Source organism: Aestuariibaculum suncheonense (assembly GCF_014596935.1).
In the GTDB taxonomy this organism is placed as follows: domain Bacteria; phylum Bacteroidota; class Bacteroidia; order Flavobacteriales; family Flavobacteriaceae; genus Aestuariibaculum; species Aestuariibaculum suncheonense.
Window position 1 is genome coordinate 342,790 of record NZ_JACVXC010000002.1, and the last position, 14,924, is coordinate 357,713.

The 14,924-nt window shown below is 35.1% G+C and carries 17 protein-coding genes; all 17 read left to right on the top strand.

Going from position 1 to position 14,924, the window contains the following annotated elements; all coding sequences use genetic code 11:
- Positions 1–88: 88 nt before the first annotated feature.
- The 17 genes from ICJ84_RS07100 to ICJ84_RS07180 all read left to right on the top strand — a co-directional run bounded on the left by ICJ84_RS07100 (position 89) and on the right by ICJ84_RS07180 (position 14,901).
- A complete protein-coding gene (locus ICJ84_RS07100) occupies positions 89–745 on the top strand; it encodes a TetR family transcriptional regulator C-terminal domain-containing protein (RefSeq protein WP_188215679.1) in 657 nt (218 codons plus the stop codon).
- Between the two features lie 9 nt (positions 746–754).
- Positions 755–2,068, top strand: a complete 1,314-nt coding sequence (locus ICJ84_RS07105; RefSeq protein ID WP_188215680.1) for an ABC1 kinase family protein — start codon at positions 755–757, stop codon at positions 2,066–2,068.
- A gap of 29 nt (positions 2,069–2,097) precedes the next feature.
- The gene (locus ICJ84_RS07110; protein WP_241748718.1) at positions 2,098–2,694 is read left to right on the top strand and encodes a flavin reductase family protein; all 597 of its coding nucleotides are present in this window, start codon (positions 2,098–2,100) and stop codon (positions 2,692–2,694) included.
- 17 nt (positions 2,695–2,711) lie between these two features.
- Positions 2,712–4,136 (top strand): SDR family oxidoreductase, encoded by a 1,425-nt coding sequence (locus ICJ84_RS07115; RefSeq protein WP_188215681.1) that lies wholly within the window; start codon positions 2,712–2,714, stop codon positions 4,134–4,136.
- Between the two features lie 2 nt (positions 4,137–4,138).
- Positions 4,139–4,291, top strand: coding sequence for a DUF2256 domain-containing protein (locus tag ICJ84_RS07120; RefSeq protein ID WP_188215682.1), 153 nt, complete (start codon positions 4,139–4,141; stop codon positions 4,289–4,291).
- Positions 4,261–5,574, top strand: a complete 1,314-nt coding sequence (locus ICJ84_RS07125; protein ID WP_188215683.1) for a DASH family cryptochrome — start codon at positions 4,261–4,263, stop codon at positions 5,572–5,574. Before ICJ84_RS07120 ends, ICJ84_RS07125 begins: the two co-directional genes overlap by 31 nt.
- A gap of 4 nt (positions 5,575–5,578) precedes the next feature.
- Positions 5,579–7,111: a cryptochrome/photolyase family protein gene (locus ICJ84_RS07130; protein WP_188215684.1), complete on the top strand. Its 1,533-nt coding sequence runs from the start codon at positions 5,579–5,581 to the stop codon at positions 7,109–7,111.
- 6 nt (positions 7,112–7,117) lie between these two features.
- Positions 7,118–8,602: a cryptochrome/deoxyribodipyrimidine photo-lyase family protein gene (locus ICJ84_RS07135; protein ID WP_188215685.1), complete on the top strand. Its 1,485-nt coding sequence runs from the start codon at positions 7,118–7,120 to the stop codon at positions 8,600–8,602.
- Between the two features lie 65 nt (positions 8,603–8,667).
- Positions 8,668–9,114, top strand: a complete 447-nt coding sequence (locus ICJ84_RS07140) for a hypothetical protein (RefSeq protein ID WP_241748719.1) — start codon at positions 8,668–8,670, stop codon at positions 9,112–9,114.
- Positions 9,114–9,392, top strand: coding sequence for a TIGR03643 family protein (locus ICJ84_RS07145; protein ID WP_188215686.1), 279 nt, complete (start codon positions 9,114–9,116; stop codon positions 9,390–9,392). The genes ICJ84_RS07140 and ICJ84_RS07145 overlap by 1 nt, the downstream gene beginning before the upstream one ends.
- A gap of 45 nt (positions 9,393–9,437) precedes the next feature.
- Positions 9,438–9,668: a hypothetical protein gene (locus ICJ84_RS07150; protein WP_188215687.1), complete on the top strand. Its 231-nt coding sequence runs from the start codon at positions 9,438–9,440 to the stop codon at positions 9,666–9,668.
- A 1-nt stretch (position 9,669) separates the two neighbouring features.
- Positions 9,670–10,353, top strand: coding sequence for an SDR family oxidoreductase (locus ICJ84_RS07155; RefSeq protein WP_188215688.1), 684 nt, complete (start codon positions 9,670–9,672; stop codon positions 10,351–10,353).
- A 52-nt stretch (positions 10,354–10,405) separates the two neighbouring features.
- On the top strand, positions 10,406–10,921 hold the full coding sequence (locus ICJ84_RS07160) for a glutathione peroxidase (RefSeq protein ID WP_241748726.1): 516 nt from the start codon (positions 10,406–10,408) through the stop codon (positions 10,919–10,921).
- Positions 10,918–11,379, top strand: coding sequence for a TspO/MBR family protein (locus ICJ84_RS07165; protein ID WP_188215690.1), 462 nt, complete (start codon positions 10,918–10,920; stop codon positions 11,377–11,379). Before ICJ84_RS07160 ends, ICJ84_RS07165 begins: the two co-directional genes overlap by 4 nt.
- A gap of 3 nt (positions 11,380–11,382) precedes the next feature.
- Positions 11,383–11,844, top strand: a complete 462-nt coding sequence (locus tag ICJ84_RS07170; protein ID WP_188215691.1) for an SRPBCC family protein — start codon at positions 11,383–11,385, stop codon at positions 11,842–11,844.
- A complete protein-coding gene (locus tag ICJ84_RS07175) occupies positions 11,845–13,152 on the top strand; it encodes a cryptochrome/photolyase family protein (RefSeq protein ID WP_188215692.1) in 1,308 nt (435 codons plus the stop codon). It begins immediately after the preceding gene.
- Between the two features lie 81 nt (positions 13,153–13,233).
- Complete coding sequence (locus tag ICJ84_RS07180; protein ID WP_188215693.1) at positions 13,234–14,901, top strand: formate--tetrahydrofolate ligase; 1,668 nt, start codon at positions 13,234–13,236, stop codon at positions 14,899–14,901.
- The last annotated feature ends 23 nt before the right edge of the window (positions 14,902–14,924 follow it).

Consider the following 14,924-nt stretch of genomic DNA (forward strand, 5'->3'; position numbering starts at 1 on the left):
TACAAAATAAAATTAACAAAACATTTTGTTTAACTAACACTAAAAAAGAATAAACATTTAGTATCTTTACGAATAAAACAATTCTGTTATGGCTAAAAAGAAATCCTTATCGAAAACATATATTTTATCGCATTACATGAATTATGTTCTAGAACACAACGAACGTCCTAAAACCATTTTCTCATTCTGCAAAACTATTGACACAGAAGAATCTAAGTTTTACGAGTTTTTTGGTTCTTTTGATGGTTTGGAGAAAGATATCTTCAATCAGTTTCTTTTAAACACCATTAGCCTGTTAGAAAAAGACACAAACTTTAATTCATTCGAATCGAGAAATAAACTTTTGAGTTTTTATTACACGTTTTTCGAAATACTAACAGCTAACAGAAGTTTTGTTGCTTTTGTATTAAACGGATTTAAAACAGATTTAAAACGCCTTAAAGTACTTTCAACACTTCGACAAAGCTTTATTGAATTTATTGAAAGTCTGAATATTGAAACCATCGAAACCAAACAAAAAGACGTCGATAAATTTCAGCAAAAAGCAATAACAGAATCGGCTTGGTTACAACTATTAATCACTATTGAATTCTGGCTTAAAGACAGCTCTGCAAAATTTGAAAAAACCGATATTTTCATTGAAAAATCTGTAAATACAAGTTTCGACATTATCAATACAACACCTATTAAAAGTATTATCGACCTGGGGAAATTTCTGTTTAAAGAAAAAGTACAAATGTCCTAAATCGTAAATATGAAAACCATCGATCATATACCAACATCCAAAATTCAAAGAGCCTCAAAACTCGTTTCTACGGGGGCTAAAGTTGGTGTGAATTATTTAAAATATTACGGCGATAAAATCACAAAATCTGAGGCTGAAGCATTAGACACGCTTAACAAAAACAACGCCGAAGATATTTATGACGGCCTAAAGCAACTAAAAGGAAGTGCTTTAAAAGTGGCACAGATGCTTAGTATGGAAAAGAACATTTTACCAACGGCTTATGTAGAAAAATTCTCTTTATCGCAGTTCTCTGTTCCGCCGCTATCGGCCCCTTTAGTGCTCAAAACATTTAAAACAAACTTAGGGAAGTTGCCAAGCCAGATTTACGACTCTTTTAACCTTAACTCTGTTAATGCCGCCAGTATTGGACAGGTACATGAAGCAGAAAAGGACGGGAAAAAACTTGCTGTGAAAATTCAATACCCTGGAGTTGCTAGCAGTATTGCTAGCGATTTGGCTTTGGTAAAACCTATAGCGATTAAAATGTTTAATATTAGAGGAAAGGATTCTGATAAGTATTTTAAAGAAGTAGAACACAAACTCATTGAGGAAACCAATTACATTTTAGAAGTTGAACAAAGTAAATTTATTGCAGAAAGCTGCCGACATATTCCTAACTTAAAGTTCCCAAATTATTATGAGGACTTGTCTTCGGAACGCATCATTACCATGGATTGGATGGACGGTGAACACCTTTCGGAATTCACGGCCTACAATTCTGATGAAAATACAGCTCAAAAACTCGGTCAGGCTCTTTGGGATTTTTACATGTACCAAATGCATGTCTTAAAAAAAGTACATGCCGATCCGCATCCCGGAAATTTCCTTGTTTCTGAAAAAGGTGAGCTTATTGTTCTCGATTTTGGTTGTATAAAAACCGTTCCCGATAGTTTTTACAAACCTTATTTTGAACTGGCACAAAAGGAAAACATCAATAACCCTGAAGTATTTAAGGCTAAAATGTTTGAATTAGAAATACTTCGGGATGACGACAGTAAAGAAGAATTAGAATTTTTCTCGTCCATGTTTTTCGATATGCTTAGCCTGTTTACACAACCATTTCACTCTGAAACTTTCGATTTTTCTAATACGGAATTTTTTAAAGCTATTTCCGAAATGGGACAGCGTTACAGCAAAAGCACAGAACTTAAACAAATGAATGGGAATCGTGGTTCGAAACACTTCATTTACATCAACCGAACGTTTTTTGGCTTATATAACCTCATGTTCGATTTAAAAGCTAAAGACATAAAAATCAACAATTTTAAAACGCTCCAATAATGTATTTCAGTAGCAAAAACATTAATGATATGCATCACCTGTACCGCATCAACTTAATTAATAGTTGTTCGGGATTTAAAAGTGCAAATCTTATTGGCACTAAATCTAAGGAAGGCATAGAAAATGTAGCTGTTTTTAGTTCAGTAACACATTTGGGAAGTCACCCGCCCCTTTTAGGTTTTATACTCCGCCCAACTACGGTATTAAGAAATACCTACGAAAACATTAGAGAGACAGGTGTTTATACTATAAATCATATTCATAAAACTATTATTGAAGACGCACATCACACGTCTGCAAAATACAACAAAGACATATCTGAATTTGATGCAACCCATTTAATGCCAGAATATAAAAACGATTGTTTCGCGCCATTCGTTCAAGATGCACCGGTACAATTACAAATGGCATATGTTTCAGAATATTTTATCAAAGAAAACAACACCATATTACTTATTGGAGAAGTTGAAGGCTTGTTTATAAAAGATGATTTACTTGAAGACGACGGATTCATTAATCTATCAAAAGCAGAGATTGCTTCTATTAACGGATTAGACGCCTATACGATTCCAAAACTTGAAAAACGTTTGGAATACCAAAGACCAAAGCAGTTATCTGACATTTAAATCGAAAGAATACAATCATGAAAGTTCTCATTACAGGAGCAACCGGCTACATTGGGAAACGCATTATACCGCTACTTTTAAATGAAGGACATACTGTGGTTTGCGCTGTTCGTGGAAAACTGAGAACCGAACGAAAGTATTTTGATGAAGATGACATTGAGGTTGTTGAAGCCGATTTTTTAAAGCCTGAAACACTTAAAAATATCCCAAAAGATATCGACGCCGCCTACTATTTGATTCATTCCATGTCCACTTCGGTAGACCAGTTTCATAAAATGGAAGAAGCCTGCGCTGTTAATTTTAAAAATTACATTGAAACCACAGACGTTAAGCAGGTCATTTACCTAAGTGGAATTACCAACGACACTAAACTTTCCAAACATTTATTATCTAGAAAAAATGTTGAAAACACCCTAAAATCAAATATTTACGCATTAACTGTTTTTAAAGCAGGTATTATTGTAGGCTCAGGAAGTGCCAGCTTCGAAATTATTAGAGATTTAGTTGAAAAACTTCCCGTAATGATAACTCCAAAATGGCTGAATACTAAAACACAACCCATTGGTATTAGAGATGTTTTAAGCTTTTTAGTAAATGCTTTAGGCAAAAAGGAACTCTTCAAGACATCTCATGACATATTCGGGCCAGAAATTCTAACCTACAAAACCATGTTGTTACAATTTGCTGAAATCCGAAAACTAAAACGCTACATTATTACGCTTCCGGTCATGACACCTAAACTATCCAGTTACTGGTTGTACTTTGTTACCTCAACATCATACAAACTGGCAAGAAGTTTAGTAAACAGTATGGGTATTGAAATCATTGGCAAACCAAGTAATATCAATACCATATTAAATGTGAAACCCATGACTTATAAAAATGCGGTAGCATTAGCCTTTGAAAAAATTGAAAGCAACCATATTACCTCTAGCTGGAAAGATGCTTTAATTAATAGTCGACATAAAAAGCGAGCTTCTAGCAAATATTTAAAAGTTCCTAAGTTTGGTTGTTTTAAGGATATTAAAGAACAAACTGTTTTAGATGAACAACGTACACTAGATAAAATCTGGGCTATTGGTGGAGAAAACGGCTGGTATTATGGTAACTTTTTATGGAAAATTAGAGGATTTCTCGACAAACTCGTTGGAGGTATAGGCTTACGTCGTGGCCGAACTAACAAAACAGAAATTCATACCGGTGATGCCCTAGATTTTTGGCGTGTGCTTTTAGCCGATAGACAACAAAAAAGATTAATACTGTTTGCCGAAATGAAATTACCTGGTGAAGCCTGGCTGGAGTTTAGAGTGAATAACGGAAAAGTATACCAGCGCGCTACATTCAGGCCAAGAGGATTAGCAGGAAGACTATATTGGTACAGCGTTTTACCTTTTCATGGTTTCATTTTTAAAGGCATGATTAATCAATTAGCCAAAGCTTAATTGTGCCAAAAACAGTAAAAAAAGAAAATCTACCGGTTAAAATATGCCCGGTTTGTAACCGACCCTTTTCGTGGCGAAAAAAATGGAAAAAATACTGGAACGATGTAATATATTGTAGCGAACAATGCAAACGCAGGAAAACAAAACAAGCTTAATCTGGTTTCGAAATAATTTAAGGATTCATGATAATTCGTCCATAACAAAAGCCATTACAAAGGGCAATAAAGTTATTGCAATTTACTGTTTCGACCCCAGACATTTTCAAATTAGTGAGTTCGGATTTAAAAAAACCGAAAAATATCGTGCTAGATTTTTAATTGAATCCGCTACCAACTTAAAAGCCAATCTTGAAAAGCATCACATTCCCCTATTTGTTTACCTTGACAAACCCGAAAATCAGATTCCAAAATTGGTTGCAGACCATCAGGTAACCGATATTTTTCTTCAAGAAGAATGGACTCATGAAGAAACTTTTGTCTTTAATCAGGTTAAAAAACAACTATCAAACAATGTTCAATTTACAGCATCATTCGAACAATTTTTATTTCATCCCGAGGACATTCCATTTAAAATAGAACAGCTACCCAATATATTTACCAACTTCCGAAAAACTGTTGAAAAGTACGTCAATGTTCAACCTCTCTCTAAACATACAATTGTAAATTTTCAGCAACCAGAATTTCAAAACACTACCAAAATTCCAACACTAAATGATTTGGGTCTCGAGGATTTCAATATTCACCACAAAAGCGCATTCCCTTTTAGTGGAGGAGAATCTGCCGCTTTAAATCATATGCAACATTATATCTTTAACACACAAAAGCTTGGCGTTTACAAAAACACGAGAAATGGACTTATTGGCACAGACTACAGTTCTAAGTTTTCACCTTGGCTTGCCAATGGATGCCTATCTCCTAAACTTATATATCATGAAATTAAACGGTTTGAAAATGAATATTTCAGTAATCAATCCACCTACTGGCTCATTTTTGAGCTTATCTGGAGAGACTATTTCAAATACATTTCACTAAAATATGGTAATAACATCTTTAAAACTGAAGGCATTCTAAACAAAACCTATTCATGGTATAAAAACAAAGAAACTATTCAGCATTGGATTGATGGAAAAACATCTGAACCTTTTGTAAATGCTAACATGATTGAACTTGGAAAAACAGGCTGGATGAGTAATCGAGGTAGACAAAATGTGGCCAGTTATTTTGCTAAACACCTAAAAATAGACTGGCGTATTGGTGCCAGTTATTTTGAAAGCCTGCTTCTCGATTACGATGTACATAGCAATTATGGAAACTGGATGTATGTTTCCGGTGTTGGCAATGACCCCAGAGACCGAAAATTTGATGTAAAATCGCAAGCCGAGCGTTACGATACCAACGGTAAACACCAACGTTTATGGCTTCAAAACTCCCTGTTTTAATATTTTGAAAACTCTTAGACTCATACTTGGCGACCAGCTAAACAGTAAACACAGCTGGTATAAATCCAAGCAAAACAACCACGTGTATTGCATGTTTGAAATGCGTCAGGAAACTGATTATGTAACGCATCATATTCAAAAAGTCGTAGGCTTTTTTGCAGCCATGCGCGATTTTTCAAAGCTGTTAAAATCAAAAGGTTATCAAGTTGAATACTTTACACTAGACGACCAGAGAAATACTCAAAACCTTATTAACAATCTTCAAAAACTCATTAAAGACTTTAACATTCAAAAATTTGAATACCAACATCCTGACGAGTATCGTTTAAATGAACAATTACTCCAATTTACAAAAACAATAAAAATACCTTCCGAAGTATTTTCAACTGAACATTTTTATACAAACCGCCATGAATTAAAGGCGTTTTACAAGGACAAAAAACAATACCTCATGGAAACATTTTATCGCCATATGCGTAAAAAACATGACATTCTAATAGTTACGAATCAACCCGAAGGCGGAACATGGAATTTCGACAAAAGCAATAGAAACAAATGGAAAGACAAACCAGAAATTCCGATGTATAAACAGTTCAATAATCAGGTTTCCAATATTATTACATTGATAAAAAAGGAAAAGATAAAAACCATAGGACGGTTTGAATCCAACACCTTCGAATACCCTATTAACCGAGAGCAAGCTTTAATTCAGCTTAAATATTTCTGTGAAACCTTGCTCATAAATTTTGGCGATTATCAGGACGCCATGCACACTCAAGAAGTAAATCTATTCCATTCCCGATTATCATTTGCCATGAACTTAAAGCTCATTTCTCCAAAAAATGTGGTCGATACGGTTTTAAATTACTGGTACAAACATGGCAAGAATATTGACATTTCCCAAATTGAAGGTTTTGTCCGGCAAATTATTGGCTGGCGGGAATATATGCGAGGCATGTACTGGGCATTTATGCCTGAATACAAAAAACTGAATCATTTAAAAAACACCCAACCACTTCCTGATTTTTTTTGGACAGCAAACACAAAAATGAATTGCTTAAAACACAGTATTACCAACAGTTTAAACCATGGATATGCACACCACATTCAACGGCTTATGATTACAGGCAACTTTGCCTTATTAGCCCAAATTCACCCTGATGACGTTGACAAATGGTATTTAGGCATTTATGTTGATGCTGTTGAATGGGTACAATTACCAAATACCCGAGGCATGAGTCAGTTTGCCGATGGCGGTAAAATTGCCACAAAACCATATGTATCCAGCGCCAGTTATATTAGTAAAATGAGCAATTATTGTGATAGCTGTTACTACAATAAAAACGAAAAACTAGGCAAAAATGCCTGCCCTTTTAATAGTCTATACTGGAATTTTTTGGATGATAAACGAGATGTGTTAAGCAAAAACCGTCGGATGAGCATGATGTTTAGCATCCTTGATAAAATAAATAAAAATCAACTTATAAAAATTAAAGAAAGAGCACAACGAATTATCGCATGTCCTGATGCATTTTAAAAAAGAATGAAGCAAAATTTAAATGTTGTCTGGTTAAAAAGAGACCTTCGGCTGGAGGATAACGAAGCTGTAGCAAATGCCATCGCAACAAATCATCGCGTACTACTACTCTATGTTTTTGAAGACTTTTTGCTTCAAGACCCTCATTATAGTGAACGCCATTGGAATTTTGTAAAGCAATCTTTAGAAGACCTTAACCGTTCTCTTTACATTTACAATTCTAAAGTTTTGGCAATTTATAGCTCTATTGAAAACGCTATCCAAAGCCTTCAAAAAAATTATCATATTCAACAGGTATTTTCTCATCAGGAAACTGGCATAGCTTCAACCTACAAAAGAGACATGGCTTTCGCAGAATTTTGTAAAACAAACGATATTCTATGGAAAGAACACATAAATAACGGAGTTCAACGTGGCCTTCACAATCGTGCCACCTGGATTGAAGACTGGAATTATTTTATGTCTATTCCAGAATTCAAATTTCAGCCAAAAACAAAACAACTGCTTGTTATAAATGAAATCAACACTTTAGAACTTCATTTTAAAACCTCACAACTTAAGACGTCTCCAAACAGTCATTTTCAAAAAGGCGGCACATCTATGGCTTTAAAATACATGTCATCCTTTTTTAATAAACGCTATGAAAACTATATGTTTCATATTTCAAAACCAATGGAAGCACGAACCGCCTGCAGCCGGCTATCACCTTATATTGCGTGGGGAAACTTATCTGTTAAACAGGTATTAAACACTGCTCAGGCAACATATACATATTCAAAACATAAACGCCATTTAAATGCCTTCACATCGCGATTACGTTGGCAAGCGCACTTTATTCAAAAGTTCGAAATGGAGCATGACATGGAATTTAGAAGTGTTAACAAAGGTTATCATAACCTTTACAAAGCAAAAAACAAGGATTACCACGAAGCCTGGAAATCGGGAAATACAGGCTTTCCTTTGGTTGATGCCTGTATGCGCTGTCTCAAAGAAACCGGTTATTTAAATTTTAGAATGCGTGCTATGGTAGTTTCTTTTTTCACACACAATTTATGGCAACCCTGGCAAGATTTAAGCAGGTATCTGGCGAGTTTGTTTTTAGACTTTGAACCCGGAATTCACTACCCACAAATTCAAATGCAAGCCGGAGAAACCGGAATAAACACACTACGCATCTACAATCCATTAAAAAACAGTATTGAACTGGATCCTGATGGTACATTTATAAAACAATGGGTTCCAGAACTGACGCATTTAGACACATCTTTTGTTCACAACCCTAATAATATGACTTATTTTGACCAACAACTCTTCGGATTTGAAATAGGAAAAGACTACCCATCCCCTATTATTGATGAACAAAAAACACGTAAACATGCCAGTGCTATTTTATGGAATATGAAAGACAACGCATTGGTAAAACAAGAAAATTACCGCATATTAAAACACCACACACTAAACGAGAGAACAAGAATGCTGAAAAATAAATAGCTTAAAAATGAATTGTTATTTTTTTTGTTTAACTTTTTCAATTAAAACATAAACATTTTGTATTTTTGAATAAATGTGAAAATTTGCTTTTTATAACTACAAATAAAGACCATGAAATTACACGACAAATTAATGATTTGGTAGGTAAGCCATTTTCTTTTTGGACCTCTTTAAAGCTAAAAGGCATAGGATCTAAACGTATGATTATTGAAGATACCAGTCCCAACTTCGATTCTATTTTAAACCAAGTTAGCGACCTAAACTATGCAAATATTGAATTGCGACCACAAGGAATTCTAGTACATATCACTAAAGGCTTAAATCGCTTTGTTTGGGTCATCCCTTATTTTAAATTAAGCATTTACAAAACCAATGGGCTAAGTATTCATGCTAATGGTAGTTTTATTCGTTTTAGAAAAAGCAAAACTTTCAATGAAAACAGAGCATTTTTTAATAAGCTTTTAAATCTAAAATTAGAATTCACTAAGCATTATAATTTCAATATCAATTAATGATTAAAACATTTTCAGAACAGGAACTTGACCGAATAATTGAAATGGCATGGGAAGACCGCACACCGTTTGAAGCTATCACGTTTCAATTTCAACTTAAAGAACAAGAGGTTATTGAAATTATGAGAAAAGAACTGAAACCCGGAAGCTTCAGGCTTTGGCGAAAACGCGTGCAAGGAAGAGCTACAAAACACCAAAAATTGCGAGATTTTGAAAAAGGGCGATTTAAATGTAGTAGGCAAAAACAAATTACCGGAAATAAAATATCCAAAAGATAAATAAGAAAGACTAAAAAAATATGTAAAACTTCTAAACTAAAAGCCATGAGTACAATTGAACAAGCCTTAGAATTTGAACAAGTAAGTTTAAAATCGTTATCTACAAACGATCGTATCGTCTTATCCAGGAAGGCAAAGGCCTTGATTTTAGATTTAAACCAAATCTACAAAACAAAAAAGGACGAGAACATCATGGATTTAATGAAACGCTTAACAGCCATAAAGCGCAAAGTAGAAAAGCGTTTAAACGGCAAGCATTTACTAAACAATATATAACATGAAAACAATCATTATTATTGGTGGAAGTAAAGGTATTGGTCATGCTATTTTGAATCAACTTATAGACACACATAAAGTTATAAACCTGAGTCGATCTGCTCCAGAACTTCTACACGCCAATTTACAACATATTACGTTTAATGTTTTAACAGATGAGTTACCACCTATTGAGGTAGCCGATGCTTTAATATACTGTCCTGGTAGTATTAATTTAAAGCCTATTTCCAGAATATCACTTGGTGAATTCAGAGAAGATTTTGAAATTAATGTTTTGGGCGCTATTAAAGCAATTCAGCACTACTTACCTGTTTTAAAACAAAGCAAAAACCCATCCATTGTATTGTTCAGTACGGTAGCAACAAAATTAGGCATGCCCTTTCATGCCAGCGTAGCCACAGCGAAATCGGGTATTGAAGGTCTAGTGAAATCTTTAGGAGCAGAACTCGCTCCAAGCATCAGAATTAATGCCATAGCCCCATCGGTAACCGATACCGAATTAGCTTCAAAATTACTTAGAAATGAAAAAATGGTTGAAACCATTACGGAACGTCATCCGTTAAAAAAAATATTAAAACCTGAAGAAGTTGCTGAAATGGCCGTATTTTTAATTTCCGATAAATCGTCGTCCATGTCAGGACAAATTTTCCAGATGGATAATGGCATCGTAACATTTAAAATTTAAAAAAGCAAATACATATCATCCGATGAAAAAATCAATTTTAATCCTAATCACCATGTTTTCATTCTTTACAAAATCTAACGCACAGGCCACGCCTGCTGAATCTATTTACGATATAAAAATCAACAGTCTTGAAGACGAACCCGTCAATTTATCAACCTTTAAAGGTAAAAACATACTGTTTGTTAATGTGGCTTCGAAATGTGGATTTACGGGACAATACGAAGATTTGCAAAAGCTTTACGATACTTATCAAGACAACCTAATGATTATTGGAGTGCCTTGCAACCAGTTTGGTAGTCAGGAGCCGGGAACCGCTGATGAAATTCAAACATTCTGCCAACGAAACTATGGTGTAACGTTTTTAATGACCGAAAAAGTTGATGTTAAAGGCGACAACCAACATCCGCTATACCAATGGTTGACTAAAAAATCAAAAAATGGAAATATGGATACCACGGTAAAATGGAACTTCCAAAAATATTTAGTGAATGGTAACGGGCAACTGGTTGACTATTATCTGTCAGCCACACAGCCTTTAAGCGATAAAATCACACAACATTTACAATGAAAATTCTAAAGTATTTTTTAGGTTTTCTGATCGTCAATTACGGAGCGTTAGCTTTAGGAGCCTGGTTAATGCAAAACGGACCGCAATCGGAATGGTATCTCAATTTAAACAAAGCACCCTGGACACCTCCTGGGTGGGTCTTTGGTACGGCATGGAGCATGATTATGCTATGCTTTTCGGTGTACATGGCGTTTTTGTGGCCGAGCGATTCATCAAAAAAAGTAAAATCATTATTTACCGTTCAATTCTTACTGAACGTAGGCTGGAATTTTGTGTTTTTCAACCAACATATGGCAGGTCTTGGGCTACTGGTTATTTTGTTACTAACAGCCGTAGTTTGTGTTTTTCAATATGATTACCGCAAAGTACTGGGTTTAAAATCTTTGTTGATAACACCTTATATGCTGTGGCTCTTTATTGCAAATTCGCTTAACTTATACATTTGGCTTTACAATTAAATTATGAAGATTTACACCTTACATAGAAAGCAAAACCTCCCTATTAGCGTAGACGAGGCCTGGGCTTTTTTTTCAGATCCTAAAAATCTAAAAACCATCACGCCCGATTACATGAGTTTCGATATCCTTTCCGGTGCCGATCGCCACATGTTTTCAGGTCAAATTATTCAGTATATCGTCACGCCTATTTTAGGCATAAAAACCAAATGGGTTACCGAAATTACTCATGTGGTCGACAAACATTATTTTGTAGACGAGCAACGGTTCGGACCTTACAGTTTATGGCATCATAAACATTTTATAAACCCCATTAATGGTGGGGTCGAAATGGAAGATATTGTTGACTACAAACTTCCTTTAGGTTTTATTGGGCAACTCGTTCACCCTATAATTGTTAAACCCAAACTTGAAGAAATTTTCACTTACAGAACTAAAAAACTAGAAGCCCTTTTCGGAACACTTTAAATGAAAAAAACAATAAATATATTCTGGTTTCGTCGCGATTTAAGACTTCTTGATAACCACGGCTTGTTTGAAGCGTTATCCAGCGAACACCCTGTTTTACCTATTTTTATTTTCGACACAAAAATCCTTGATAAACTCCCAAAAAACGATGCCAGAGTTACCTTTATTTTTGATACACTTCAACATATCCGATTAACACTTCAAAAACAACATGGCAAATCTTTGGCCATTTACTACGGCAAACCTTTAGAGGTTTATAAAACCATTTGCGAAACCTATCATGTTCAAACGGTGTTTACCAATCACGATTACGAGCCGTATGCTAAGGAACGAGACGCTTCAGTTGAAACTTTCTTAAAATCAAAAAACATCAACTTTAAAACCTTTAAAGATCAGGTTATTTTTGAGCGTGATGACATAACAAAATCGGATGGTAATCCTTATGTAGTTTACACACCATATATGAAGGTTTGGAAATCCACATTTAAAAATCAAAACCTTAAAACCTTTCCCAGTGAATCCCTCTTAAATCATATTATTGATGATGACTCCCTATTAAATATCGATTTGCAAACCTTAGGATTTTCACGATCCAATCAAAAGATTGAAGAATACACAGTAACACCTGAACTTATTGCTAATTATGAAGATACAAGAAATTTTCCAGCCTTAGACACTACTTCAAAATTAGGCCCTCACCTGCGCTTTGGCACCGTAAGTGTTAGACAAATGGTCACTAAAGCGAACCAATCTAAAAATGAAGTCTTTCTTCAAGAATTAATTTGGCGTGAGTTTTTCATGCAAATTTTATGGCATTTCCCTCATACGGTCACTGAAAGTTTCAAACCCCAATACGACAGAATAGTCTGGAGAAATGATGAAGAAGAGTTTAAAGCATGGTGCGAAGGAAACACAGGTTATCCTCTTGTAGATGCCGGCATGAGACAGCTCAACCAAACCGGATTTATGCATAATCGCGTCAGAATGTTGGTGGGTAGTTTTTTATGCAAACACTTATTAATCGATTGGCGTTGGGGTGAAGCCTATTTCGCAGAAAAATTACACGATTATGAGATGGCTAGTAATGTTGGAAACTGGCAATGGGTAGCCGGATGTGGTGTAGATGCTGCGCCTTACTTCAGAATATTTAATCCGACGACACAAATTGAAAAATTCGACAAAAATTTAAAATATATTAAACAATGGGTACCCGAATTTCAGGAACTCACCTACCCTCAACCTATAGTAGATCATAAATATGCTCGTGAACGTTGCTTAAAAGTCTATAAAGAAGCCTTGACAGATTAAAAAGTAAGTGTAAAATGACAAAAATCACATCTTAAATAGTCTTTATTTTATAACTTTAGAAGAACTAAAACTAATAAAATTATGACTGATTTAGATATTGCGAAAACAGTTACTCTAAAACATATAACCCAAATTGCTGAAAAATTTGGCATCAATCCTAATGACATTGAAATGTACGGAAAGTACAAAGCCAAAATTCCTTTAAAATATATTGACAAACAAAAAGCATCTAATAGCAATCTGATTCTTGTCTCTGCTATCTCACCTACACCTGCCGGCGAAGGTAAAACCACTATGTCTATTGGGCTATCAGAAGGTTTAAACAGATTAAACAAAAAAACAACTGTGGTTTTACGAGAACCTTCATTAGGTCCGGTTTTCGGCATTAAAGGCGGCGCTACTGGTGGTGGCTATTCGCAAGTGCTTCCAATGGAAGATATTAACCTTCATTTTACAGGCGATTTTTCAGCTATAGAAAAGGCTCACAATCTACTTTCCGCCATTATAGACAATAACATTCAAAGCAAAACAAATTCATTACAATTAGACCCCAGAACTATAAGCTGGAAACGTGTTATGGATTTAAACGACCGTGCTTTAAGACGTATTATTGTGGGATTAGGAGGCATAACTTCGGGCATACCAAGAGAAACCGGATTTGATATTACTGCAGCCTCCGAAATTATGGCCATTCTTTGCTTAGCACAAAATATTACCGATTTAAAAGCTCGTTTAGGTAATATTTTTATTGGCTACACATTTAGCAAGACCCCTATTTATGCAAGAGATTTAAAAGCGGAAGGCGCCATGGCTGCTTTGTTAAAAGATGCTATAAAACCAAATTTAGTTCAAACAATAGAAGGCAATCCTGCTATTATACATGGCGGCCCTTTTGCTAACATCGCCCAAGGAACCAACTCGGTAATTGCAACCCTTATGGGGATGTCTCATTCTGAATACACCGTGACCGAAGCAGGTTTTGGTTTCGATTTGGGAGCTGAAAAATTCTTCGACATTAAATGCCAAAGTGCCGGGTTAAAACCTAAAGCTGTCGTGCTAACCACGACCATTAGAGCCTTAAAATATCATGGTGGCGCCGATTTAAAATCATTAACCGAAGAAAATATTGAAGATTTAAAAAGCGGACTTCCTAATCTGGAAAAACATCTGGAAAATATTACTAAATTTAATGTTCCTGCTGTTATTGCCATTAATAAATTCTCAAGTGATACCGAAAATGAAATAAATGTCATTAAAGCATTTGCTAAGCATAAAGGCGTTAAAATTGCCTTAGCTGATATTTGGGCTAAAGGTGGCGAAGGCGCTTTAGATTTAGCAAAACAAGTTATTGAAGTTGTTGAAACAAATAATGCCGACTTCAAACCGTTATACGACTGGAATACTCCTGTCATGTCTAAAATAGAAACTATTGCAAAAGAAATTTACGGAGCCGAACATGTAGACTACACTCCTAAAGCCAAAGCCAACCTTAATAAAATCTCAGATTTAGGCCTTGAGAAACTACCAGTTTGCATTGCTAAAACTCAGAAATCGCTAAGCGACAATCCTAAATTATTAGGTAGACCAAAAGATTTTATTATTACTGTTAGAGAAATTGAAATCGCATCAGGAGCTGGCTTTTTAATTCCAATTACCGGAGATATCATGCGTATGCCTGGTCTCCCCTCCCAGCCTGCTTCTGAACATATCGATATTAATGACGATGGCGAAATTACAGGGTTATTTTAATTAAAAAAAAGTGCAATTAAAAC

What these genes read in the sequence shown, in the direction of transcription:
- ICJ84_RS07115 (WP_188215681.1), top strand. Translation starts at nt 2,712, where the DNA reads ATGAAAGTTCTCATTACAGGAGCAACCGGCTACATTGGGAAACGCATT.
- ICJ84_RS07145 (WP_188215686.1), top strand. Translation starts at nt 9,114, where the DNA reads ATGATTAAAACATTTTCAGAACAGGAACTTGACCGAATAATTGAAATG.
- ICJ84_RS07110 (WP_241748718.1), top strand. Translation starts at nt 2,098, where the DNA reads ATGCATCACCTGTACCGCATCAACTTAATTAATAGTTGTTCGGGATTT.
- ICJ84_RS07150 (WP_188215687.1), top strand. Translation starts at nt 9,438, where the DNA reads ATGAGTACAATTGAACAAGCCTTAGAATTTGAACAAGTAAGTTTAAAA.
- ICJ84_RS07180 (WP_188215693.1), top strand. Translation starts at nt 13,234, where the DNA reads ATGACTGATTTAGATATTGCGAAAACAGTTACTCTAAAACATATAACC.
- ICJ84_RS07175 (WP_188215692.1), top strand. Translation starts at nt 11,845, where the DNA reads ATGAAAAAAACAATAAATATATTCTGGTTTCGTCGCGATTTAAGACTT.
- ICJ84_RS07160 (WP_241748726.1), top strand. Translation starts at nt 10,406, where the DNA reads ATGTTTTCATTCTTTACAAAATCTAACGCACAGGCCACGCCTGCTGAA.
- ICJ84_RS07125 (WP_188215683.1), top strand. Translation starts at nt 4,261, where the DNA reads ATGCAAACGCAGGAAAACAAAACAAGCTTAATCTGGTTTCGAAATAAT.
- ICJ84_RS07135 (WP_188215685.1), top strand. Translation starts at nt 7,118, where the DNA reads ATGAAGCAAAATTTAAATGTTGTCTGGTTAAAAAGAGACCTTCGGCTG.
- ICJ84_RS07165 (WP_188215690.1), top strand. Translation starts at nt 10,918, where the DNA reads ATGAAAATTCTAAAGTATTTTTTAGGTTTTCTGATCGTCAATTACGGA.
- ICJ84_RS07170 (WP_188215691.1), top strand. Translation starts at nt 11,383, where the DNA reads ATGAAGATTTACACCTTACATAGAAAGCAAAACCTCCCTATTAGCGTA.
- ICJ84_RS07105 (WP_188215680.1), top strand. Translation starts at nt 755, where the DNA reads ATGAAAACCATCGATCATATACCAACATCCAAAATTCAAAGAGCCTCA.
- ICJ84_RS07155 (WP_188215688.1), top strand. Translation starts at nt 9,670, where the DNA reads ATGAAAACAATCATTATTATTGGTGGAAGTAAAGGTATTGGTCATGCT.
- ICJ84_RS07100 (WP_188215679.1), top strand. Translation starts at nt 89, where the DNA reads ATGGCTAAAAAGAAATCCTTATCGAAAACATATATTTTATCGCATTAC.